General features: G+C 68.6%; 20 protein-coding genes and 1 pseudogene. 5 read left to right on the top strand and 16 right to left on the bottom strand.

Annotated elements, in window-relative coordinates; all coding sequences use genetic code 11:
• Nucleotides 1-635 precede the first annotated feature (635 nt).
• Entirely contained in the window at nucleotides 636-1,217 is a 582-nt protein-coding gene (locus tag ACZ7MX_RS22845) for a DUF488 domain-containing protein (protein ID WP_472134826.1), read from the top strand.
• Between the two features lie 254 nt (nucleotides 1,218-1,471).
• Here ACZ7MX_RS22845 and ACZ7MX_RS22840 read toward each other — a convergent pair whose 3' ends face one another.
• The 12 genes from ACZ7MX_RS22840 to ACZ7MX_RS22785 all read right to left on the bottom strand — a co-directional run bounded on the left by ACZ7MX_RS22840 (nucleotide 1,472) and on the right by ACZ7MX_RS22785 (nucleotide 13,253).
• Entirely contained in the window at nucleotides 1,472-3,331 is a 1,860-nt protein-coding gene (locus ACZ7MX_RS22840; RefSeq protein ID WP_472134824.1) for a thiamine pyrophosphate-binding protein, read from the bottom strand.
• Nucleotides 3,328-5,445: a flavin monoamine oxidase family protein gene (locus tag ACZ7MX_RS22835; RefSeq protein ID WP_472134822.1), complete on the bottom strand. Its 2,118-nt coding sequence runs from the start codon at nucleotides 5,443-5,445 to the stop codon at nucleotides 3,328-3,330. The genes ACZ7MX_RS22840 and ACZ7MX_RS22835 overlap by 4 nt, the downstream gene beginning before the upstream one ends.
• Nucleotides 5,446-7,139: 1,694 nt before the next feature.
• Entirely contained in the window at nucleotides 7,140-7,454 is a 315-nt protein-coding gene (locus ACZ7MX_RS22830) for a transcriptional regulator (protein ID WP_472134820.1), read from the bottom strand.
• On the bottom strand, nucleotides 7,451-7,927 hold the full coding sequence (locus tag ACZ7MX_RS22825; protein WP_472134818.1) for a hypothetical protein: 477 nt from the start codon (nucleotides 7,925-7,927) through the stop codon (nucleotides 7,451-7,453). The genes ACZ7MX_RS22830 and ACZ7MX_RS22825 overlap by 4 nt, the downstream gene beginning before the upstream one ends.
• A 421-nt stretch (nucleotides 7,928-8,348) precedes the next feature.
• Entirely contained in the window at nucleotides 8,349-8,888 is a 540-nt protein-coding gene (locus ACZ7MX_RS22820) for a GNAT family N-acetyltransferase (protein ID WP_472134816.1), read from the bottom strand.
• Between the two features lie 210 nt (nucleotides 8,889-9,098).
• A complete protein-coding gene (locus ACZ7MX_RS22815) occupies nucleotides 9,099-9,956 on the bottom strand; it encodes a class I SAM-dependent methyltransferase (protein ID WP_472134814.1) in 858 nt (285 codons plus the stop codon).
• Nucleotides 9,957-9,977: 21 nt separating this feature from the next.
• Nucleotides 9,978-10,322 (bottom strand): VOC family protein, encoded by a 345-nt coding sequence (locus ACZ7MX_RS22810; RefSeq protein ID WP_472134812.1) that lies wholly within the window; start codon nucleotides 10,320-10,322, stop codon nucleotides 9,978-9,980.
• 1 nt (nucleotide 10,323) lies between these two features.
• Nucleotides 10,324-10,503, bottom strand: a complete 180-nt coding sequence (locus tag ACZ7MX_RS22805) for a ribbon-helix-helix domain-containing protein (RefSeq protein ID WP_472134810.1) — start codon at nucleotides 10,501-10,503, stop codon at nucleotides 10,324-10,326.
• A gap of 138 nt (nucleotides 10,504-10,641) precedes the next feature.
• On the bottom strand, nucleotides 10,642-10,782 hold the full coding sequence (locus ACZ7MX_RS22800) for a hypothetical protein (RefSeq protein ID WP_472134808.1): 141 nt from the start codon (nucleotides 10,780-10,782) through the stop codon (nucleotides 10,642-10,644).
• Between the two features lie 118 nt (nucleotides 10,783-10,900).
• Complete coding sequence (locus ACZ7MX_RS22795; protein WP_472134806.1) at nucleotides 10,901-12,448, bottom strand: multicopper oxidase family protein; 1,548 nt, start codon at nucleotides 12,446-12,448, stop codon at nucleotides 10,901-10,903.
• 11 nt (nucleotides 12,449-12,459) lie between these two features.
• Nucleotides 12,460-12,894, bottom strand: coding sequence for a hypothetical protein (locus tag ACZ7MX_RS22790; protein WP_472134804.1), 435 nt, complete (start codon nucleotides 12,892-12,894; stop codon nucleotides 12,460-12,462).
• Nucleotides 12,891-13,253 carry a darcynin family protein gene (locus ACZ7MX_RS22785; protein WP_472134803.1) on the bottom strand — a complete coding sequence of 121 codons (363 nt, stop codon included), beginning with the start codon at nucleotides 13,251-13,253 and terminating at the stop codon, nucleotides 12,891-12,893. The genes ACZ7MX_RS22790 and ACZ7MX_RS22785 overlap by 4 nt, the downstream gene beginning before the upstream one ends.
• Before the next feature lie 108 nt (nucleotides 13,254-13,361).
• Here ACZ7MX_RS22785 and ACZ7MX_RS22780 point away from each other — a divergent pair, with 108 nt between their 5' ends.
• Nucleotides 13,362-14,117, top strand: a complete 756-nt coding sequence (locus ACZ7MX_RS22780; RefSeq protein WP_472134802.1) for a TetR/AcrR family transcriptional regulator — start codon at nucleotides 13,362-13,364, stop codon at nucleotides 14,115-14,117.
• A gap of 274 nt (nucleotides 14,118-14,391) precedes the next feature.
• Here the strand turns inward: ACZ7MX_RS22780 and ACZ7MX_RS22775 are convergent.
• Nucleotides 14,392-14,506: pseudogene (locus ACZ7MX_RS22775) on the bottom strand (aminoglycoside phosphotransferase family protein); the annotation flags it as partial.
• Nucleotides 14,507-14,590: 84 nt separating this feature from the next.
• A complete protein-coding gene (tsaD, locus tag ACZ7MX_RS22770; RefSeq protein WP_472134800.1) occupies nucleotides 14,591-15,616 on the bottom strand; it encodes a tRNA (adenosine(37)-N6)-threonylcarbamoyltransferase complex transferase subunit TsaD in 1,026 nt (341 codons plus the stop codon).
• Between the two features lie 674 nt (nucleotides 15,617-16,290).
• On the opposite strand from tsaD, the gene ACZ7MX_RS22765 reads away from it, so the two are divergent.
• The 3 genes from ACZ7MX_RS22765 to ACZ7MX_RS22755 all read left to right on the top strand — a co-directional run bounded on the left by ACZ7MX_RS22765 (nucleotide 16,291) and on the right by ACZ7MX_RS22755 (nucleotide 20,469).
• Entirely contained in the window at nucleotides 16,291-18,195 is a 1,905-nt protein-coding gene (locus ACZ7MX_RS22765; RefSeq protein ID WP_472134798.1) for a glycoside hydrolase family 5 protein, read from the top strand.
• A gap of 427 nt (nucleotides 18,196-18,622) precedes the next feature.
• The gene (locus ACZ7MX_RS22760; protein ID WP_472134796.1) at nucleotides 18,623-19,753 is read left to right on the top strand and encodes a hypothetical protein; all 1,131 of its coding nucleotides are present in this window, start codon (nucleotides 18,623-18,625) and stop codon (nucleotides 19,751-19,753) included.
• 113 nt (nucleotides 19,754-19,866) lie between these two features.
• Nucleotides 19,867-20,469, top strand: a complete 603-nt coding sequence (locus tag ACZ7MX_RS22755; protein WP_472134794.1) for a hypothetical protein — start codon at nucleotides 19,867-19,869, stop codon at nucleotides 20,467-20,469.
• 165 nt (nucleotides 20,470-20,634) lie between these two features.
• Here the strand turns inward: ACZ7MX_RS22755 and gap are convergent, their stop codons facing one another.
• The gene (gene gap / locus ACZ7MX_RS22750) at nucleotides 20,635-21,633 is read right to left on the bottom strand and encodes a type I glyceraldehyde-3-phosphate dehydrogenase (RefSeq protein ID WP_472134792.1); all 999 of its coding nucleotides are present in this window, start codon (nucleotides 21,631-21,633) and stop codon (nucleotides 20,635-20,637) included.
• 111 nt (nucleotides 21,634-21,744) lie between these two features.
• On the bottom strand, nucleotides 21,745-22,701 hold the full coding sequence (locus tag ACZ7MX_RS22745; protein ID WP_472134790.1) for a GlxA family transcriptional regulator: 957 nt from the start codon (nucleotides 22,699-22,701) through the stop codon (nucleotides 21,745-21,747).
• Nucleotides 22,702-22,844: the final 143 nt, after the last annotated feature.

The following is a 22,844-nucleotide window of genomic DNA, read 5'->3' as shown; positions in this document are numbered from 1 at the left end:
CGCGACCTGACCCGGGACGGCAGATGTTGGCCTGGCGGCCGGGCCCCGATCGCTTCTCGGTAAATTCGAATAGCGTGTGAGGTGCCCCCGCCGGACTTCGAAGCCGGCGGGGCACCTCAGGGTTCACGGATCTTCATAGTCCAAGCTGGGTAGGACCGTTCGATTGATCAAGGCTGGGCGACTCTAGGCGCTAGCAGCGGGTGCCGCCGACGCCGAGATCCGGATGCTGACGTGACATCAACTAGCCTGCACCTTGGCGCAGTTGCGTGCGATGAATCTTGCCTTGGGTCCGCCCTGCCGACTGGGATGAGCTAACTGCTACGCCTTCAGGAGGTGTGGAGAAATAAGGGCCCGGCTAGCCCACGCCGGGCCTTCCTCCGCAGCCTCTCCCCTCCCCGTCGAAGCTGACCTTTGCTGACCGGCCCCTACGAACCCGCGCGGCAGGGCAATCGGGGCAATCTCGAACCTTCCGGTGTGGTGAGGGGAGCGTCCGGGAACGGCTGGTGGGTCAGGCGGAGGGGCCGGTTACCACGAGTGAGAGGCGGGCGTCGTGGAGCATGGCGTGGATGTGATCGACTGGGAGGGCGGCCGGGCAGGCGTCTCAACCGTTCGGCTCGGCAACGTTCCGCGGCTGGATGCGTAAGGCCGAGCTGCTCACATTCGGCCACAGCACCGCAAGTCGAGAGCAGTTGATCGAGCTGCTGCAGTGGGCGAACGTGAGCTCGGTGGTCGACGTACGGATCGGGCCGGGCAGCAGGCGCGCCCCTCACCTGGCCCGCAGCAGCCTCACCCACTGGATGCCGGAGGTCGGCATCAGCTACCGATGGGAACCGAACCTGGGTGGCTTTCGCAAGGCACCAGCCGACTCCCCGGACGTCGTCTGGCGCAACTCCTCGTTCAGGGGCTATGCCACCTATATGCGTGAGCCCGCATTCGTGGCCGCATTGGATCAACTGCTCGACGAAGCCTTGCATTCCCGGACGACAGTGATGTGCAGTGAGGCGGTCTGGTGGCGCTGTCACCGGCGCCTGATCGCCGACTTCGCCACCGTGTCCCGGCACGCCACCGTGCAACACCTGATGCACGACAAGCGGCTTGTGCCCCACCCACCGACCCCGGGGCTCCGGCTACGTCCCGATGGCCTGCTTGTCTACGACGACACCTCGGCCGCCACCGTCCGTCAGCCCCGCCAGTCGGGTCGAGACGCTGACGCATGACTCCGGCGAGGCATACGGCAGCCGACCTGAAGGGCCGTGGAAGGGGCGTGCCGGCGGAGCGGCTGCCTGTTTCGGTCCTTCGGTCGAGGTCGGGTGTGCGGGGGGGCGACGTGGGGGTGCCGGGCCCATCCACTCATTCGCTGGCGACGTCTGTTACGGCCGGCCCGAGCCCTCGCTCAGCGCGCTGGACCCGTGGGAAGGTAGGGCGGGGACCACTCAACCGGCATCACCGGTACGGTCCCCGCCGTCCGTCCTCAGTCGGGGCACTTCTCCTTGATCTTGTAGGTCATGGCCTTGGGGTAGTCGTGGCGGGCGAGCCTGATCTGGGCCAGGGTCGGTCCGGCGTTGAGGCTGTCCTCCGGGTTGGCCAGGCGGTCCAGCAGGGTGGCCAGCTGGCCGTGGTTGTGGATCTGTTCGCCGGTCATCGGGGTCTTCTCGGATCCGAAGACCTCGGCCAGGCGGTCGTAGTTCCAGGGGTGGAGGACGTTGTAGAAGTCGGCGCCGTCGGACGTCCGGCCCTTGAAATAGCAGGGATTGACCAGCATCTGCTCGATGCCGTAGAAGCCCTCGTTGTCCAGCACGAAGATCACGGGATTGAGCAACTGGCGGACGTGGGTGGCGAGTTCCTGACAGGTCTCCTGGAACGATCCGTCGCCGACGAACACCAATGGGCGCTTGTTCCGCCGCTTCCTGGCGAGGGCGATCCCGGTGGTGGCACCGACCGAGTAGCCGATGGACAGCCAGCTGTTCTGCGCGATGTACGAGGCACGTTCGGGCATGCGCAGGTTCATCGAGCCGATCAGGGCGAACGCGGCGTCCGAGATCACGGTGTAGGGGGTGGTGGCGCCGGTGCCCGAGCCCGTGGTCTGCTGCTGGAGGAACGCGCTGATGTGCTCGAAGAAGCTGTCGTAGGTCACCGGCAGGTCCGCCGGCTGGTCCGAGGAGCTGAGGCCGGACAGGTAGGCGTTCGTGCTCGCCGGTACGTCCAGGCCCTGCTCATGGGCGTGCACGAAGGCGTCGGCGGCCAAACCGCGGTGGCCGAAGCGTTCCCTCAGGGCCTTCTCCAGCTCCTCGATGTAGTGAGCGAGTTGGACGCTGGGGAAGTACCTGGCACCGACGCTGACGCCGTCGCGTACGGCGACCGCCCAGTCGTCGCCGAGCGCCTGCTCGCCGCCGAGGTTCTTCGACGTCGACCAGGTGCCCAGGCCGATCCGGCAGCCGTGTGCCTTGAAGGTCTCGCGCACCTTGGGATCGCTGGCCTTGCCGTTGTAGACGCCGGAGAAGCCCGGGGTGTTCTCGGAGACGACGGACTTGGCGCCGATGGTGGTGCAGAACGGGATCCCGGTGTTCTCCACCAGTGCGGTGAACTTGCCTTCCAGTCTTTGGCGTTCAATCTCTTCACCGGCCCACAGGATGGGGTTGCGGTGCCGGTCGATCAGTTCGACGGTGGCCTTGACCGCCGCCCGGCACATCTCGTCGTTACGAGTGGTGTACGGGCGCACCCGGCGTTCGATGGTGCCCGTCGGTTCGGGACAGGGCGCCTTCCAGACATCATCCATGATCTCCAGGTACACCGGCCGAAGCTCGGACAGGCACGCGGTGAGCGCGGTGTCGATCTGGACGGGAGCCAGCGCGGCGTTGGAGATGACCTGGGCGTCGACGGTGACTTGGCGGTAGACGTCCAGGTTGCTCTCGCGGCGCTGGCTCATGTGGGAGGTGAGCAGGCCGATTGCCTGGTAGTTGAGCCATTGCTCGTAGGACGGGGCGGCGTTGATGGCGACCAGCGGTACCTGCTCGACGTAGGCGCCGCCGATGGGGTTGAGGAGGTTGAAGGAGCCCACGCTGTAGGTGACGGCGACTGCGCCGATGGCCACCTCGCCCTTGTCCGGGTCGGCGTCGGCGGCTTTGGCCCGGGCGTAGGCGTCGGCGGCGTAGCCGGCTCCCACCTCGGTGGGGGTGCCGACCCACTCCACATCGGTGGTTTCCTGCATGATCGACAGGAACGGTCCGAGATGGTCGCCGGGCACCCCGAACAGGTGGGTGACGCCGAGCTGTTGGAGGCGGGTGGCGAGGTAGCGGCCCACGTTCCACGCGCCGGTGTGGGTGGTCGTCATGACGTCAGAACCTCCTGAGGACGGGCGGCAGCTGCGGGTTCCATGGCGGCGAGGTCGGCCGGCCGTGGCGTCTCGTGGACCGCGATGGCGGCGGCCACGGCGGTCTCCACCGCACCCTCGATCCAGGCGTGCTTGAGGGAGATGTGTTCGCCGGCGAAGTGGACCGGGCCCTCCGGCAGCATCGCGTCCAGATGGAAACTGGTCATCTGGTGCGGGGTGTAGACGGCGGCTTCCCCGAAGGCGTACGGATCGCGCAGCCAGCTCTGGGTCCGGCCGTGGAAGGTGTAGAACGCCTCGATGCGGCGGCCGTGGAGGGTCTGGAGGTTGCGCAGGGCGTAGATGTAGCGCTCGTCGTCGTCCATGGAGTCCCAGCGCGCCGCGTCGTCCGACCAGCTGTAACTGGCCAGGACCACGCCGCCCTCGCTGCCGGCGACGGGATGGGAAGGGTAGTACATGAAGCGGTTGGGGTTGTCGGTGGTGGAGCCGCCGCCGAAGACATGACTGGCCTCCCGGACCGGCGCCTGCTGGAGCGACCAGTTGCGGTAGTGCTTCAGCTGCGCCTCGCTGACCTCGGTGTCCGCCACGCCGCTGAGGAGGCCGAGCGGCCCGTGCGGAGCGCTGCGCACGTGCTCCGGCATGGCCCGTGCGGCCTCTGCCTCGTCCTCGCCCTGCTGCTGGTACCACCGGTACAGGTCTTCGCCGAGCTCCCGTTTCCAGTCCTCCTCGGTGAACTCCCACCAGCGGCGGGAGAATTCGAGCAGTACCTTGGTGGCCTGGTCGTAGTGGGTCTCGATGATGGCGCGGCGCTTCTTGTACGAGAACGGCGGGTTGACGCGGGTGAACCGGAGGCTGGAGAACGGGACGGTGACGATGGCCAGGTCGCCTTCCCAGGTCCGCGGCGGGGCCTGTGGGTCCTGCTCGCTCACCGTGTCGATCTGCACCCGGTGCCCGGACGACCGGGTGACCCGGCTGGTGGCGCCGTCGCTCCAGGGGTCCAGATACTCCAGGCGGGTCATCCGCTGGCCCATCTGGATGTTGTCCTTGAGGCCGTCCGCGAGCCGGTAGGGGAGTTTCCAGCTGCCACCGTCGATCTCCCAGTAGGTGGCGTTGGGATTGATGTCGCTGCGTCCCAGGAAGGTGTGGAAGAAGGCCAGGTGAAGGCGGGAGGTCATGTTCTCGATGGTGCCGATGGCCTCGATCGCCTCGTCGCTGAAGCCCGCGTACTCCCGGAGGAAGCGGCCCATCGAGTAGCCGTCGAAGTCCCGGATGACCCTGGCCCAGCCGTCCAGCCACTCCTCGAACGGTTTGTTCTCGCGCTCGCCGTTGGACTTGAGCACCGAGTAGTAGTCCCGGACCGGTTCCAGGGCCTGGTTGACCAGTTGGGACACCTGCGTGCAGGCCTCGCTGCCGGAGAGGTTGAAACCCTCGTTGACGGGGCGTGGGTTGAGGGCGTAGTCCCTCCGACGGACCTGGACGCGGTTGGTGCGAATCCAGGTGCGGTTGGCTTTGTTCGGGGCCTTGAATTCGGGGCTCTCGTTCCCGTACTGCCACTTTTCGTTGTTCTTGAAGGAGCGGTAGACAACCGGGGGGACGGTCACGTTCTCGCAGCCGGTGCCCGGTTCGATGTCGACGTTGTAGAAGAGCCTTCGGGCCAGGCCGAGTTTGTCGATGAGGGCCAGGGTGAGCGGGTGGAAGTCCGGAATCCGCATCGCCCCGGCCTCGGCGTACTGCTTCGCGTCCCAGAACGCGGGATTCTTCGGGTCCTCGGTACGGAAGGTCTTCAGCCTGCCACCCACCCGGTTGGCGTTGGCCTCCAGGATGGTCACCTCGTGGCCGGCGTTCTTCAGCAGGTGACCGGCGACCAGACCGGCGATGCCGGCGCCGACGATCAGGACACGCTTGCGCTCGGCGGCGGTGGCCGGGGGCAGACCGTTGTCGATCAGCGTCTTGAGATAGCGCAGTTTGAGGTCTTCGTCGTTCGGGCCGATCAGCAGCAGAGCACGGGCGAGCTGCCGGTGGAGTTCCGAGGGAGGTTCGGGTTCGGGGCCGTGGCCGTTGCCGTGGCCGTTGCTGGATGGGGGGACGGTGGGGAAGGTGAGGGGGCTGTTGTCCATGCGTCGCTTCCTACGTCAGAGGTGGGGGAATGCCGGACCAACCGGATGGAGGGGCCCGTCAGCGCCTGGGCAGTGGATCGCCCGCGGCGAGGTGGCGGAGCGTGGTGAGGGAAGGGGTGAAGGTGGAAGTGCCTGTCTCCGGGCCGGGAACTGCCGTCCTTGGAGCCGAAGCGTGCGTGCCTCTTCAGATCGCCGGGCGGGATCTCGCCCAGATTGCTGGGCAGGGTCTCGCCCAGATTGCCGGGCAGGGTCTCGCCCAGATTGCCGGGCAGGGTCTCGCCCAGATTGCCGGGCAGGGTCTCGCCCGGATTGCCGGGCAGGGTCTCGCCGTCGTCCTGGTGGACCGGCGTCACCCGGTGGGCCCCGTCCGCGACCTCGATGTTCCGCAGTCTGGCGTCATGCGGCGCCTTGCTGCCCGGGGCGACCAGGAGCACCGCGTGCCCAACGGAGCCGGAGTCCGGCGAGCCGAACAGCCGGTTCTTCGCATCGCTGTCTCCGGTGCCCCCCAGCCGGTCCGCGCCGGCGGCCGCCCCCCTGACGAACTGCGGGGCGTTCTTGGGGTCTGCTTCGAGCTGCCTCTGCTCGTCCACGACAGGGCTCGGGCCAGGGCGGGTGGGCCACACGCCGACCCAGGTCGCCCGCTTGTCCGGGCTCTGGATCTTCCGCGACGTACGCAGCAGGGGCACGGGCAGGTGCCGCATGACGGGCGGCGGCTCAGGGCGCACCCGCGTTGTGGCCATGCTCGAACTCCTCGTGGACGGGACACCCGGGGGGGAATCACAGTGGTAGGGCATGGCGCTACAGAACGTAGCCACGAGAAGTCGTGCATACCCTTTACGAATATTCCGGACATAAGGGAAACTCTCAATCGGCCATGCGCCAGTCGAGGGGCCGCCGCGACGCTCGGCTGGAGCGTCCGCTCCCTCGGGAGGCAAACCTGGGGCTCCCCTCGGCGGGCTTGATCACGGATCGGTCGGGGCTGCCGCCCTCTCTCGACCGGTACCTCCGGTGCCAGGCTCACGGCAGTCGGGCCGTCACCGTTGGCCCATCGAACGCCCCATGGCCCGGCTCGCCGGATGCCGCAGACTTCACCGCCACTACTAACGCAGAGCCAACCATTTCCTGGCCTTCACCCGCATCGCCTGCACCCTCGTGTGCCACCGCGGGCTCACCAAACGAGATGACCTGTGAGGGAGTGGTGCCGACGAGCGTCCACGGGTGGTCCTGGCCGCCGGCCTCCTCCGCGCCGACCTGTCCACCTTCGCTGCCACCCTCGCCGCCCGTCTGGCCGTCGGGCCGGCACCTGGACCGGGGAATCTCACCGGCACGCTGCCTACCGCGACCAGTTCTCCCTCGGGGAAGGAGGCTGGGACAACGGCCATATGAGCTGCGCGTTGTCCGAGTCCGCCCTTGGCCACCCCGCACAGCTCGTCGACCCGGCCGGCCAACGGCTCTGCGTCATGGACCGGCCCCTGCACCGCCGCCAAGTCCTCGGCGCTCCCTCCGCCCCGATGAAAGCCTCAACCCACACCACTTCGAGGGTGTGGTCGAGCCCAAGGCCCAACGGCCTCCAGGTCGCCAGCGGCTTTGTTCACGGCTTCCGACCGCAGATGTTCAGCGTTCCGGGAGGCAGCCTGACTGCCCCGGGGCCGCTGTTCACGAGGACGGGTTCTGGCTCCACTTCTGTGGAGTACTCACACTGTGTGACCTGGGGCAGAATCCGCGAGATCTGCAATGCGACGTAGTTCGGCCAGATGTCCTGCCAGCGCCTCACGACCGGGAGAGGTGAGCGACAACCACGTTCGCAGGTGGGAGTTCGCCGTCACCTTTGCCACGGTGAGGTAGCCAGCGCGCTGCAAGATCTTTACTTGCTTGCTCAAGACGGAGTCGCTGACACCAAGAGCCTCTTGGACGGCCGAGAAAGCCATCGAGTCGGCGGCAGCGAGTATGGCGCAGATCTGGAGGCGGTTGGCCGGATGGATGATCTCGTCGAAGCGTGCCTCGCTCATGCACCATCCTGTACGTCCTGGTGGAGAGCCTCCTCGATGCGACGGCCAGTGAAAGCCGTGAGCAGGAAAGCTGCCACACCGCATCCTGCCATTGCCCAGCGCAAGCCGACGACCCACTGGAGCACCGCGCCCACGATGATGAGGCCAGCAAGCAGGAGTGAATACCTCATGGACAAACGCCGGGTGCCCTCAGTGGCCATGTAGTGATCGACACCGACACCGGTGGACCGCTTGAGGAGGTAGGCCAGGAACATCGGAATGAGCCCCACGCCGAGGATGACGCCGTAGGGAATGAGGTCCCAGTCGATACTGGGTGAGGACAAGGCGAAGGCGAGGGAGAGCCCGAGTCCCGGGTGGTACCACCACGGGCTCTTGATGCGGTCTGCGATGCGAGAGCGGGCGCCGCTGACGTCGTCCAGAGCTGCGCGCGCGGTTGCGGGATCTAAGCGTGCCGAACCGGATTCACTTGCCATGAGGGAAACCTAACGGCCACTTTCCGATGCGGCAAGTGGGTCTGCTATCCCGTTCGCGCCAGGAGGACGCGCTTCCGAAGGAGCGAGAAACCGGCCCGGCCGAACATTGGGCGCTTGGGTGAGAGCTGTGAACCCGCTCCGCCCGACCACTCCTCCCCCACTACAGCCGTGCCCTACCGACGTGCACCGCAACGCGCCGGTAGAGCCCGAGCCGCAACTCCTTCACGCCCCGTTCGAGACCGATCAGGTCGTCACTCTGGTCCGGGTGATCTGCAGCCGTCCGTCAGGGAGTTGGACGCCGAGTCGTCGGAGTGGTTTGTTGCGCAAGCGAAAACGCGCCCGCATCCGCAGTGAGAAGGGCATCTGCTGGGGCGTACGGTCCCTCGCCACCGCAGCCTGAGGAGCGACCCAGCGGAGGACATCAGATCCTCGTACGACGGGCGATGCGGTACAGCACGTTCGGGCGCAGGGGCCCCTCGGGCGCGGTGAGGTCGTCGAAGTCGTCGGTCGGGTTCCGGGTCATGCCGATGCGGCGCATTACGGCCTGTGAGCGGAGGTTGGTGGCCGTGGTCACAGCGAGGATTTCGGGAAGCTGCAGAGTGTCGAAGCCGTAGGCCAGGACGGTCAGCGCGGCCTCGGTAGCGAAACCGTGGCCCCAGGCCGAGCGGGCAAGACGCCAGCCGATCTCCACTCCTGTGAACGGCATGCCGTCGTCCACCTGATCCAAGCCTGCGAAGCCGATGAACTCCCCCGTGGCCTGCACCTCAACCGCCCACCACCCGTAGCCGCGCTGGTCGAACTCGGCCTGAAACTGCGCCACGCAGGCATCGCTCTGTTCGCGGGTAAGCAGGTCGCCCAAGTGCTCCCGCACCTCGGGATCGGCATTCATCGCCGCCCACGGTTCAAGGTCGGTGTCACGCCATCGACGGAGGGCAAGGCGAGCGGTACGCAGTTCAGTCATGCTGCCCAGCCAACGTGAGTGCCGGCCCCGAGGCAATACCTTTTCCTGCGGGTGGTGATACCGCGTCCGTTGGACGCGACCTCGTAAGGCCACCAGTCCTCGGGGGAACTCACGTCGATCGTGTGGGGGGGCAGCGGAATCGCCTCCAACACGCCCTTGAGCAGGCGTTTTTGAAGCACGGACTCCGAGGCCAGACGGCGTTGACGAGGGTCAGGTGGTGGCCAACAGGAGACTCTCTCCGCTTGACGGGCGAAGGCCGTCGGTCCGTTCGGCGAAGTAGCGCTCGGCGAGCGCAGCCCCCGGTACGTGCCTGGCGTCTTTGAAGCCGGCTTCGCGCGCCAGTGCCAGCATCTCCTGCGGGGTGTAGAAGCTGATGAACGGCGTTCCAGACGCTCGCGCGCCTTCCTCGCTCGCCCGGAGGCCGCGGCGGTCGGCCTCGTCGACGAGTTCGGTGGGCAGCAGGAAGGTCATGGCGAGTGTTGAGCCGGGTGCAAGCCCGGCGATCTGGCGCAGGGTGGCGACGGTGGTTTCCTTGGTGAGGTACATGGTGACGCCGGTGGAGACAATGACGGCTGGTCGGCCGGGATCGAAGCCGGCAGTGGACAGCTGCTCGGACCAGGACGCGCCGGCTTCGAAGTCGACCGGTACCAGGTGCAGCCAGTCGGGGATGTCGTAGCCGAGTTCGACCAGGCGGTGGCGCTTCCATGCCTGTGTGCCTGGCTGGTCGATCTCGAAGATCTGCAGGCGGGAGGCGAGCTCCGGCTTGCGTTGGGCGAAGGTGTCCAGGCCGGCTCCCAGGATGACGTACTGGGTCACGCCCCGGTCGGCCTGCTCAGCGATCAGGTTCTCGATGAAACGAGCGCGGGCAACGATGGCTGCCCGGAATCCGCTGGTGGCCTGCGGGTCCATGTCCGGGCGGTCGCGCCAGTCATCGCCGGGGGCCACCAGTTGCAGACCGATCTCGTCCATGATCACGTGCGGGGGTGGGTCGACACGGAGGTGCAATGCCCGCCAGAGGGCGGTTCGTACTGCGGTGTTGTCCGGTGCCTCTATCTGCTCGTGCGCCATGGTGTTCCCCCTTCGTCGCAGTCAGTTCTTGGCGGGAGCCTGGAGGCTCCACAGCCGTCCGTCGGGGTCGCGGACGGTCATCTCCTGGGTCCCGTAATGGGTGTCCTCGAACGGCGTGACCACCTCGACGACGGGGTCGGGACGGAACGCGTCTGCGTCCGGCACTTTCAGCACGATCCGCGTCTGAGGCTCTTGGTCCTCGGGAACCTCGGCGATGAACACGTGGGGACCGTCGCCGTTGCGCAGCTGGCCGGAGTTGTGGTCCGTCGCGAAGTCCAGCTCGTAACCCAGCTCTTGGAAGAACTTTGCCGCCTTGCCCCAGTTGTGCGTCGTCAGGAACACGGCTTCGATTCCTTCGGTCGTCATGTCAGGTCTCCTTCTTGGGTGGATGCTGTTGGTTCCCGTGGTCGTCGGCGAGGTAGGCGCGCAGCGCTTCGGCGACGAGCGCCGACAACGACATGCCCGACTCGATCGCGCGGTACTTGACCTGCTTGATCAGCCCGATCGGCAGGTACACGTTGAACTGCTTGACTTCCTCATCACTCACAAGGCGAATGCTAGCATCCTAGCAAGCTAAATGACCATGTACGCTTCCGATTCCGACCGGCTTCGCTGCGGTGACCGTGACCGGCGACCGCCACCTCCCCGACTCAGCTGCACACCGACCCAGACCTGCGCGGCCGCGTCATGCATTCTTGGTGCTGTCCGGTCGTCGGGTTCGCACGATGAGCAGTGCTGGGAGGGCCACGGCGGAGGCTGCCGCGAGGATCTGGGTCGAGCGGGCGTCGAGGGTGCCGGACACCAGGCCGATGAGGGTGTCAGACACCAGGCCGACGAGGGTGACGCCGATGGGTGTTCTGCCGAGGAGCATGAGGAAGTAGACGCAGGCCCAAGGAGCCGAACGCCCAGACCCCCTGCACCTCTTACCAACACCCTGAACAGGCTCAGATGACCTGGAAGTTGGCCATCATGGCCATGTCCTCGTGTTCGAGGTTGTGGCAGTGCAGCATGTAGCGCCCCCGGTACCCGGCGAACCGCACGAGGACCTCCACCACCTCGTAGGGGCGCACGTCCACCGTGTCCTTCCAGCCGGCGTCCCCGGCAGCCGGCGGTCTACCGCCCCGGGCGAGGACCTGGAACTGGGCCAGATGCACATGGACGGGGTGATGGAAGTCGCTGCTGAACCGCCACCGCTCCACACTCCCCAGCCGCGGGGAAGCCAAGACCGTATCGGTGCGGAACGGTTGGCCGTTGATGGTCCACATCTGCCGGTCGTCATCGCCGGTGTGCGTCCGGCGGAAGTCGAAGACCCGCACCGGCATCGCCGCACTCGGTGTGAGCTGCTCGAAGGAGGCGGACAGGCGGGCCGGTATGCGGCTGTCGTCCCTCGCCTTGCGCACGACGTGGAAGCGCATGACGTCACGCATGGCGCCTTCGCCCGCCGTGTTGCGCAGGGTGATCCGGCTGCCGACGGGGTGGTCGGCGAAGTCGACGACGACGTCGAGGCGTTCGCCGGGTGCCATGTCGAGCGTGCTGTGCGGCCTGGGTGCGGCCAGCAGTCCGCCGTCGCTGCCGATCTGGACGAACCGCCCGAGCCTGCCCCCTTCGGCTTCCAGCCGGAGTCGGTAGCGGCGGGCATTGGAAGCGTTGAGCAGGCGGAAGCGGTAGCGGGTGGCAGACACCTCCATGGTGGGCCAGGGCGCGCCGTTGACGAGCTGGACGTCGCCGAGCACTCCGTCGGGGAAGGCGTCGTGGCCGTGGGTGGGGTAGCGGAAGGAGCCGTCTTCCTCGAAGGACCGGTCGCACAGCATCAGCGGGATGTCGCGGTCGCCGCCGGGGAGCGGGAGCCGGTCCTCTTCCTCGTCGCCGATCAGGAAGAAGCCGGCCAGGCCGCGCCAGACCTGCGGGGCACTGAAGTCCATGCGGTGGTCGTGGTACCAGAGCGTCGCGGCCCGCTGCGGCAGCGGGTACGTGTAGCTGCGGTGGCCGAAGGCCGACCGACCGCCGTGGCCGGCCACCATGCCGTCGTGCGTACCGTGTGGCTGTGCCGTTGAGCAACGGACGGCGGGTAGCAGCAGGTCGGTGGGATATCCGTCGGACTCCGGCGGAGTGACGCCACCGTGCAGATGAGTGACGGTGGGCACGGGGAGGTTGTTGCGCACCTGAAGCACGGTCCTGCGACCCGAGCGGGCGGCGAAGGTCGGGCCGGGGAAGATGCCGTCGTACCCCCACACCCGGGTCTTCCTGCCGGGCAGGATCTCGACGCGGCCCTCGCGCTGCTCGACGTCATAGACATCCGCATCCCGTTCACTGCGCACCGGCCGGGCCACCGGCGGGACCGGCAGCGGAACACCGAACGGCTCGGGCAACGGCCCCGCACTGGCCAGGACCCGCCCGGTCGATGCCCCGGCGAGATGGGACCAGCCGGCCGCGCCCACCGTCACCCCCACACCGGCGCCGGCAGCCAGCCCCAGGAATCCGCGCCGACTCACCCCACGGGCTCTCACTCGGCCACCCCCACGGACCGGCCCGCCGGCGCCACCGGCCGGATGCGACCGGTGAACGTGAACGCCCAGTACGTCAGCGCCGTCGCGCAGCCGAAGACCGCCATGCCCAGCGGTATGTGCCCGGCCAGCACCCGCGCCTCACCCAACCCCTGCTGCACACTCACCAGGGCGACCAGGACCGCGCCGGCAGCGGCGGGCCAGCCGGGTCCGCGCAGCCGACGCCAGACCACCAAGGCGCTCACGGTCTGGACGACCGTGAGCGCGCTCAGCACGCCGGCGTTGGCCGCGTGCCAGGCCAGCAGGTCGAGGTCCCCGGTCACGAACAGACCGGCCAGAGCCGCCTGCACGAGCGTGTCCAGGAGCACCAGCACCGCCGCGCCCCGCAGCAGCCGCACCGGCCACTGCCGCTCGAACCTCTCGGGCGCGGTCACCGGGATCCTCCCTCGTGCGACACCACTCCGTGCGACAGGGCCTGCTCATAAGCCTGGAAGCCGTCCTCGACGCCCAGGAAGATGTCGGCGAAGGTGAGGTAGCCCTCGCTGATGACGGGGGTGTCGCGCAGGGCCTCGACGAGGAAGTAGTAGGCGCCCAGGTCATCGGTCTCCAGTACGGCGAAGTCCGAGACGCGTCCAGTGAATGCCTCGGCGTCGAAGAAGCGGGCCGTCACACGGTCCGCGTAGGTGGCGAAGACCGGCTCCAGATGCGCCGCGCGCATCGCGTTCCGCTCCGCACGCGACAGTGCCAGCCACCGTGGGCTGACGGTGTAGGTCAGGACGATTCCATATGTCATGCCGTGCTTCATGGGGCTCCCCCGAAGAGATTGCTAACACCGTTAACTTTCGAGAGAAGGTAAAGTGATAGGTGTTAACTTTGTCAAGCGGAAGGCGGGCAGACCGCTGTGCCGAGCACTCCGGAAACGTCCACGGGCAGGCGTCGTCACCGTGTCCGCGAAGAGGCGCTGGCCGAGATCCTGCAAACCGGCCGGCGACTGCTGGTCGAGGAAGGACCGGCCGCCGTCACACTGCGGGCCATCGCCCGCGAGATGAACATGACGGCGCCCGGCCTCTACCGCTACTACGCCGCCCACCGGGACCTGATCCAGGCGCTGGCCTCGTCCCTCTACGACGAGCTGGCCACAGCTCTGGCAGTGGCCCGCGACCGCCACCCCGCCTCCGAACCAGGGCGGCAACTGAGCGAGGCATGCCGCGAACTGCGCAGCTGGGCACTGGCCCACCCCCAGGAGTTCGGGCTGCTGTTCGCCAAACCCCTCACGGACGCCGACACCGCACCCGGAACCGCCGCACACGACCCCAGCTGGCGCTTCGGCGGCATCCTGTTGGAGCTGATGGTCCAGCTGTGGCGCCGCGGAAACATCCGGCCGCCCACCGACCTCGACCCGGCCTGGGCCGCCCAGTTGGAGGAGGTACGCGAGCACCTCTCCGGCGAACCCGTGCCCCTGGAGGTCATCTACGTCTTCGTCTCCTGCTGGGCCCGCCTGTACGGAGCCGTAGCCGTGGAGGTCTTCGGCCACCTCGACTTCGCCCTGACGGACCCCGAACCGCTCTTCGCCCACACCGTCCGCGACGTCCTCGCCGCGCTGGGCGAGTCTGCGCCGAAGACGAATTCCCCTTCCAGGGACGGTGGTTGGGGCTGACCGGGCACAGATCTTGGGGTGCCGTTACGGCGGGTGATATTGCCGTCCGGTTCGGAGGTGTCGCAGAGTTGTCGACCGGGAGTCAGTCCGGGACTCAGCCCGTACTCGGGGGTGCCCCGGCGGGGGAATGCGATCGGCTCCGCTGCCGGAAGTGGCAGCCGGGCCCGGCGCTCGCCGCCGTGTCCCCGCCCCGGGCTGCTTCGGCTCAGCCCAGGGCGTCCATCAAGGCAGTGACGTAGGCGTCCAGCCGCTCCTCCACGGCTCCCGTCGTCAGTATCGATCGCCGCCGCCCATACCGCCGCGTCGGCGCCCTTCGGAACCACCACGGTGTCGGCGGTCGTCAACGCCACATACTCCCTGGGCCGCTCGGCGGGTCGCAACGCGTGGATCCAGGCTCCGCCCGGAGACCGATCGCACCACGGAGGCCATCAGGCTCCCCTCGCGAAGGACCCCACGCGCGGGGTCAGGGCGGCCTACTCCAGCGGCGCCGACGGGTCGATGGACACGTCCAGCGGCGCGGGCTCAGCACCGGCACGTACGAGGAGTTCACCGACAGCGGCGATCATGGCACCGTTGTCCATACACAGCGTCATGGACGGCACCCGTAGCTCAACGCCGGCGGCGGCGCACCGCTGTTGCGCCAAACCCCGCACCCGCGAGTTCGCCGCCACTCCCCCGACCACGATCAACGTCTTCACGTCGTACGCCCGGCAGGCCGCGAGTGCCTTGTGGGTCAGCACGTCGGCGACGGCCTCCTGGAGGGCGGCGGCTCCGTCGGCCACGGGCGGCTCCTCGCCACGGAGGCGGTACTGCTCGACCCAGCGGGCGGCGGCCGTTTTGAGACCGGAGAAGGAGAAGGCGTACGGGTCGTTGCCGGGACGGGTCAGGGGGCGGGGGAAGTCGACCGCGCGGGGGTCGCCGTCGCGCGCCGCGCGGTCGATGGCGGGGCCGCCGGGGTAGGGCAGACTGAGGATCCGTGCGACCTTGTCGAAACACTCGCCGGCCGCGTCGTCGAGGGTGTCGCCGAGGTGCAGGATCGGCTCGCGCACCAGGTCGCGTACGAGCAGCAGTGAGGTGTGCCCTCCGGAGACGATCAGCACCACGCAGGGGGTGGGCAGCGGGCCGTGCTCCAGGGTGTCGGCGGCGACGTGCCCGGCAAGGTGGTGCACCCCGTAGAGCGGTGCCCCGGCCGCGTAGGCGAGGGACTTGGCGCCGGCCACGCCGACCTGGAGGGCGCCGGACAGACCGGGGCCGGTGGTGACGGCGACCGCGTCGATCTGGCTCAGCCGGAGCCCGGCCTGGTCGAGGGCCCGGCGGACGACCGGATGGAAGGAATGCAGGTGGGCCCGAGCGGCGATCTCGGGCACGACACCGCCGAAACGGGCGTGCTCGTCCATGCTCGACGCCACGACGTGGGCGAGGAGCTTTCCGTCCTGCACGATCCCGGCGCCCGTCTCGTCGCACGATGACTCGATCCCGAGTACCACTGCCGCACCCATCGGCCCACCCTTTCTGCACTATAACTGTAACTGCAATATATGCGCAATAAGAGGGGGCGACGGCCAGCGTGAAGGCAAGACGACGCTGCTGCGTGCGGTGCTGGGCCTGGACCGCGGCGTCGGCGGACAGCTCGCGGTGGGCGGCCGGCCGACTACAACGGCGGCCGAGTGGGCGTGGCGGCGTCGGGCCCGTGCCTGGATTCCGCAGCGCCCTGCCGCGGGCCGTCTCCCCCTGCTCGTACGTCGACGCGTACGCCGCCCGCGCCTTGCCCGCCTTCGCCCGGTCAGCCGTCGAGCGGTTACGGCAAGGCGTCCTCCTGGGCAGCCTCCTACAGGGCGGTGGCATCCACGACGGCCTCCAGGACGCCTCCACCACGACATCCACGACGACATTCACGACGACATTCACGTCGCTGAATGACTCTGTGTGGCGGCTGATCTACGGCCTTCAAGGGCTGGCGGACTTCGCGCGGCGCGGAAATGATGTGCCGATGCCCCACGTCCTGGGCCGATCCGTTCTACTCAGTCCCGGGCCGCACCACCCCGGCGCCTTCCCGAGCCGGGGCAGCACCACCGCTCCCCCACACGCGACCCGTTTACGTATCTGCCCTTCGGTCCGCGGCGTTCGGCAAGTCCGTGCCCGCGCTCCGGCCCACGAACCTCGGAGGGACCCCATGAGAAGACCCCTGCTGCCGGCGATGCTCGTCGGGGCGCTGTTATTCGGAGCGCTCGGCGCGCCCGGAGCAGCCGCGTCGACGGCCCCGCGCCCCGCACCCCCGACGGTCGTCCAGTCGAATGCCCTCATCGATTCGTGGCGCCCGCCGCTCAGCACCCGGGGCCGCTACATCGTCGACGCTGACGGCAACCGCTTCAAGCTCAAGTCGGCCAACTGGCATGGTGCCCAAGGCTCCTGGAACGGATCCGGAGACATCACCGACCCGGCGAACCACCACGACGGCGAGAAGTCCGACCAGATGCCGCTCGGCCTGGACCGCGCTCCGATACCGAAGATCCTCGCCGGATTCCACGAACTCGGTATCAACAGCATCCGGCTGCCGTTCTCGAACGAGATGCTGCACGACAAGCGCCCCGTCCCGGACTCATCAGTGGCCGCTAACCCGCAACTGCGCGGTAAGACCCCACTCCAGGTCCTCGACGAGGTGGTCGCCGCCACCACCGCGGAAGGCTTCGCGGTGGTGCTCAACAACCACACCAACACGTCGCGTTTCTGCTGCGGCCTGGACGGCAACGAACGCTGGAACACCAGTCAGTCCACCGCTCAGTGGGAGGACGACTGGATCTCGCTCGCCCGCCGCTACAAGGACAACAAGCGCGTCGTCGGAGCCGACCTGTACAACGAGGTCCGCCGGACCGTCACCGACGATGCCAACTGGAACTGGGGCGACAACCACGACTGGTGGGCCGCCTCCCAGCACCTCGGCGACCGTCTGCTCACGGAGGCCAATCCCGATCTGCTGGTGGTCGTCGAGGGCATCAACTGGCAAGGCATTCCGGCCGACGGGCTGTTCCACTGGCGGCCGACGCTCGAACCGGTACGCACTCTGTCGCACACCCTCGTCGCCTCGCACAAGCTGGTGTACTCGGCGCACTTCTACGGCTACACCGGACCGAACCACACCGGCGCCACCGGAATGGGCGAGACCCACGACCCGCGCTACCAGGAACTCTCCCGCGAGGATCTGTTCGCGACCCTGCAGCGCCAGGCGTTCTACGTCACCGAGGCCGGACGCCACTACACCGCACCGCTGTGGGTCAGCGAGTTCGGCATCGGCAGGGATGAGACGAACCCGCAGGCGCGCGCCTGGTTCGGCAATTTCGTGGACTACCTGATCGGCCAGGACACCGACTTCGCCTACTGGCCCCTGGTCGGCTGGATCGGCCACGGCACCTGGTCGATGATCAACTTCGACACCGCCGGACGACGTTCCGGCATCCTGGACGGCGGTGACTGGCGCACGGCCGACTGGAAGCGCCTGGTGGCCGCGCCGCAGAAGACGGGGCAGATCGCCGTCTCCGACACCTGGAACATGCTGAACCTCGACCACGCCGATGCGGTCCAGTCACCGCGGGTACGGACGCAAGGGGACTGGGACCCGGGAGCGCGCAAGGGGGTCTGCCCCGACGGACAGCGCCTCATCGGCCTGGCACACCGCGACGGGCGTGGCCTGTGCACCGACGCCGGAGCAGCCGGGCTCGCCGGGACCGACCCGGCGCTCAGCGTCGTGCACGACGAACGCCACGTCCAGCAGGGCGACTGGGCGCGCGGCTACACCAAGTACCAGTGCGGGCTCGGCCAGTTCATGATCGGCTACAGCGTGCGCGGCCAGGCGGTCTCGGGCGTGCTGTGCGCCGAGGCGCGCAGTGCACTCGGCACGGACGGCCGTACGGTCTGGTTCGACCGAGGCGACGACCGGCCGGCCGGGGGCCCGGGCGGGGAGTTCGCGCAGGGCACCTACAAGGGCCAGTGCCGAACTGACGAGTTCGCGGCAGGAATCGCCTTCACCCACGCATGGGCCAAGGGCGGGACACCGGACGCCCTGCTGTGCCGCAAGCTCTGACGGACATCGCCCGGTCGATCCGGGGCACCTCGGACCGACTTGACCCGGCCCGGCCGTCCGGTAACGACCCGGGGCATGAGCGGGGCGCGCAACTCCCAGTCACCGCAGGCGAGTTACTGGCGAGGTATCACCCACTATCACCTACCATCACCAGCCATGATCCACCATGATTCACCGCTTGATGATCACTGAAGGCGGACCTCGGACATCAACGGAAATCCCGCGACATTTCCCACCCTATATGCCACTTCAGTGACTTGAGTGTGGAACCTTTTCGTGGCGCAAGCGGTCATACAGGGAGCAGGTGTGCGCATGTACCCCATATCTGCATGCACACTCACACACACCATGAGTCACGCACGACCTGAACGTCACGAACGTCAACCTGTGCCGCCAGACGGCACTTGGGATCCGAGAGGTCTGCCGGATGAAGATTCGCCGCGCCCTGACGGCCGCCGCAGCGGCTGCCGTGATAGCGCCCGCCGCCGTACTGGCCGCGCCCGCCGCCGCGTTCGCAACGGAGCCGGTGGCCGAGGCCGGTCCCCGCACGCCCGTCTCTCCCGACTCCCCCGGTGCCGCGACACCGGCGGACCGGTCGGCGGATTCCGCAACGAGCGGCGGCGGAACGGGTAAGCCGGACGAGCCGCGGCGCCCGGGCGAAGCCGGTGCCGGTGGCTCGGCATCCCAGGACCGCGACGGGGCCGCCCGTCCCGCGCCGGGGAAGCCGCCGAAAGCCGCTGGGACCGCCGAAGGGACCACTGAGGGGACCACCGGCGCTGGTGGCGCCACCGGTGGAGGCAAGGGCGCCGGGGATTCCGATGGTGCGGGTCAGTCCTGCGCGTTCGAGTCCGACCAGTTACCCGCGGCCGTCCACGGGCTGCCGCGCCAGCTGACCGCGGGCGGTGCCTGGACCCCCTTCTCCATGACGCTCACCAACACCACCGGCAAGGCTCTGGAGAAGGTCCAGCCCTTCCTGCTCGTGTCCTCCGCCGAAGACGTCGACCGACCGTACTGGGAGCTGGAGACCGAGTACCGCGACGCCAAGACAGGGCGGTGGAAGACTTTCCATGACGCGGAGCCCGACGACCTGTTCGGCTTCTTCCCCGTCGGTCCGCGCAGCACCCTCACGCTCCAACTGCGCACCCGCGTGGTCAAGGACGCCAAGCCCGGCGCCGGTTACGCGCTCGCCGCCGGCGACTACCGCAACCGCGACGGTTCCTGCGGTTCGGCCAAGGAAGCCTGGTACGACTTCACCATCCTCCCCGCGAACGCGAAGCCGACGCATCCCCCGACCACCAAGCCGGGTGAGCCGGGCAAGCCGGGTGGTACGGCCGAGCCCGGCCAGAGCGCCGCGGCCGGCGGCGGTACGGGTGGTTCCGATTCCACCGGTGGCCTCAGCCCGCGAGGCGGCGCCCTCGCCGCGACCGGCTCCTCGCCCGCGCTCCCGGCGATCGCTCTCACCGGCGGAGCCGCGATGGTGGCCGGCGCGGGTGCGGTCATCGGCGTGCGCCGCCGGAAGGGCGTGGCCGGTCCGGGCGCCACGGACATCACCGCGTAAGCCCCACCAACTCCCTCAGCACCTGCCAACCCAAGGATCCCCAGCCTTACCACTCAACGCCTGACACTGGAATCCAAGGCTCCAAGGGTCCGAAGAACCGGGAAGAGATCTTCATGAAACTGCGCCGCGCCCTGTCGTTCTCGGCCGCGACGGCCGCCCTGCTCCCCGTGACGGTGGCGGCCGCGCCCGCCTCCCAGGCGGCCCCTGCCGCGAAAATCCCCACCTGCTACGACCTCGACACCGCCCACGGGCAGTACCACAACAACACCTTCGTGGGCCGCTCGTTCGGCATACCCAAGTCGATCGCTCTCGGCACTCACTGGACGACCTACACCGCCACGCTCACCAACGCCTCGGCGAAGGAACTGAAGTCGTTCGAACTCAGCGGCAAGCTGGGCAGTTATGTCTACAACGAGGGCGAGCGCGACCTGAGCCCGTACGGCGATCTGCAGTACTGGGACACCTCGCAGCGCGCCTGGAAGACGCTGCGCCAGGCCGATGGAAAGGCTCGCGGCACCATCCCCGGCCCGAAGACGCTGAAGCCCCGCGAGTCCGTCCACGTGCAGCTGCGGTTCAGGGTGAGTAAGGACCTGCCCCTGGACCAGACATACGACGCGTTCACCGGCCTCACCGGCACCTTCGTCGACCGCTACCGCGACACGGACTGCACGGCCCACGGCGATGCCGACGGCAGTTTCTCCCCCCGCAAGGGCTGAAACCTGCCGGAAGGGCTGCCGCCGTCGTGGTTCGACGGCGGCGGCCCCTACGACTCAGGGGTTGCCGTGGTGGGCGGAAACCTTCTCCATCTGGTGATCCGGAGCGCCCGAAGGACGTGCCGGTCGGCGCGGTCGCCGGGGCGGGGGTACCGCCCCGGCGTCCCGTCAGCGGGTGGCGAGGAGTTCGAGCGTGTCGATCACGCGGTTCGAGAAGCCCCACTCGTTGTCGTACCAGGCGACCACCTTGACGTGGCGGCCGTCGACGCGGGTGAGGGCCGAGTCGAAGATGGAGGAGGCGGGATTGCCCGTGATGTCGGACGACACGAGCGGGTCGTCCGAGTACTCGAGGATGCCGGCGAGCGGTCCCTGCGCTGCGGTGCGGTACGCCGCGAGCACGTCGTCGCGCGTCACGTCGCGGGCGACGGTCGTGTTGAGTTCGACGATCGAGCCCACCGGCACCGGTACGCGGATCGAGTCGCCCGACAGCTTGCCGGCGAGGTTCGGCAGCACCAGACCGATCGCCTTGGCGGCGCCGGTCGTGGTCGGCACGATGTTGACGCCGGCGGCCCGGGCGCGACGGGCGTCGCGGTGCGGGCCGTCCTGCAGGTTCTGCTCCTGCGTGTAGGCGTGCACCGTCGTCATGAACCCGTGCTCGATGCCGGCGAGTTCGTCGAGGACCGCGGCCAGCGGCGCGAGCGCGTTGGTGGTGCAGGAGGCGTTCGAGACGATCGTGTGCACGGCCGGGTCGTAGGCGTCGGTGTTGACCCCGAACGCGAGCGTGACGTCGGCGCCGTCCGACGGCGCGCTGACGAGCACCTTCTTCGCGCCCGCGTCCAGGTGGGCGCGGGCGGCCTTGGCCGAGGTGAAGCGGCCGGTGGCTTCCAGGACGAGGTCGACGCCGAGTTCCGCCCACGGCAGCTGCGCCGGTTCGCGCTCGGCCAGCACCGTGATCCGGCGGCCGTCGACGACGAGGGTGTTCCCCTCGCTGGTCACCGGGCGCCCGAGACGGCCCGCCGTGCTGTCGTAGGCAAGCAGCCGGGCGAGAGTGGCGGGCTCGGTGAGGTCGTTGACGGCGACGATCTCGAGGGCGCTGTCGCGCTCCAGCAGTGCGCGCAGCACATTGCGTCCGATGCGGCCGAATCCGTTGATGGCGATGCGAGTCATGAGTGAGGTCCCTTCCCTTCGCCACCAGGCTCGCCCGCGGCCGGCGCCGCTGACAGTGGCGGGATCGCCACGGTTCAAAAGGATCCCGCCACCCGGTGCCGGGCGGCGGGGCTATTCACCCCGGGTGAAGGTGCGCCGGTACTCGCTCGGGGTGGTGCCGAGGATGCGCTGGAAGTGCAGCCGCAGATTGGCGCCGGTGCCGAGCCCGACATCGGCGGCGATCTGCTCGACGCTCCGCTGCGAGCGCTCCAGCAGTTCACGGGCCAGGTCGATGCGGGCGCGCATCACCCACTGCATCGGCGTGTAGCCGGTCTCCTCGACGAAGCGCCGGGAGACCGTGCGCGGCGAGACCCCCGCCTGCCGCGCCAGCATGTCGAGGGTGAGGGGCTCGCCGAGCCGGTGCAGCGCCCACTCTCGGGTGGCGCCGAAGCGCTCGCCGAGCGGCTCGGGGACGCTGCGCGGCACGTACTGGGCCTGGCCGCCACTGCGGTAGGGGGCCGCGACCAGGCGGCGGGCCGCGTGGTTGGACGCGGCCACGCCGAGGTCGCCGCGCAGGATGTGCAGGCACAGGTCGATCCCGGAGGCGGCGCCGGCCGAGGTGAGCACACTGCCCTCGTCGACGAACAGCACGTTCTCGTCGACCTGGACGAGCGGGTGTCTGGTCACGAGTGCCCGCGTGTAGTGCCAGTGCGTCGTGGCGCGCCTGCCGTCGAGCAGGCCTGTGGCGGCCAGCGCGAAGGCGCCCGTGGAGATGGCGGCGAGCCGCGCGCCCCGCGCATGGGCGGTGATCAGGGCGTCGACGACGGCCTGCGGCGGGTCGTCACGGTCCGGAAACCGGTAGCCGGGGACGAAGACGATGTCGGCCCAGGCAAGCGCGTCGAGGCCGTGGGCGACGTAGTACGCGAGGCCATCGCCGCCGGTCACGAGGCCGGGTGTGGCACCGCACACCCGCACCTCGTACGGCATGCTCGCGCGGGTCGTGAAGACCTGCGCGGGAATTCCGACATCGAGCGGCTTCGCCCCCTCAAGCACGAGGACGGCGACGCGATGCGGGAGGGAAGCTGACACAGGAAGAGGTTACGTGGGGCGTGACTTCCATATGCCCATTGCGCGGACCGGACAGACGACACACCGGGCCGGGCTGTCTTCCCCGTTGCAGTCCTCCGCCCGTTCCGTCCTTCGCACGTCCCAGCAGGACTGAGGCCGAGCCG

Source organism: Streptomyces sp. NPDC107765 (genome assembly GCF_055657085.1).
This window is presented reverse-complemented; position numbering and strand designations above follow the sequence as displayed.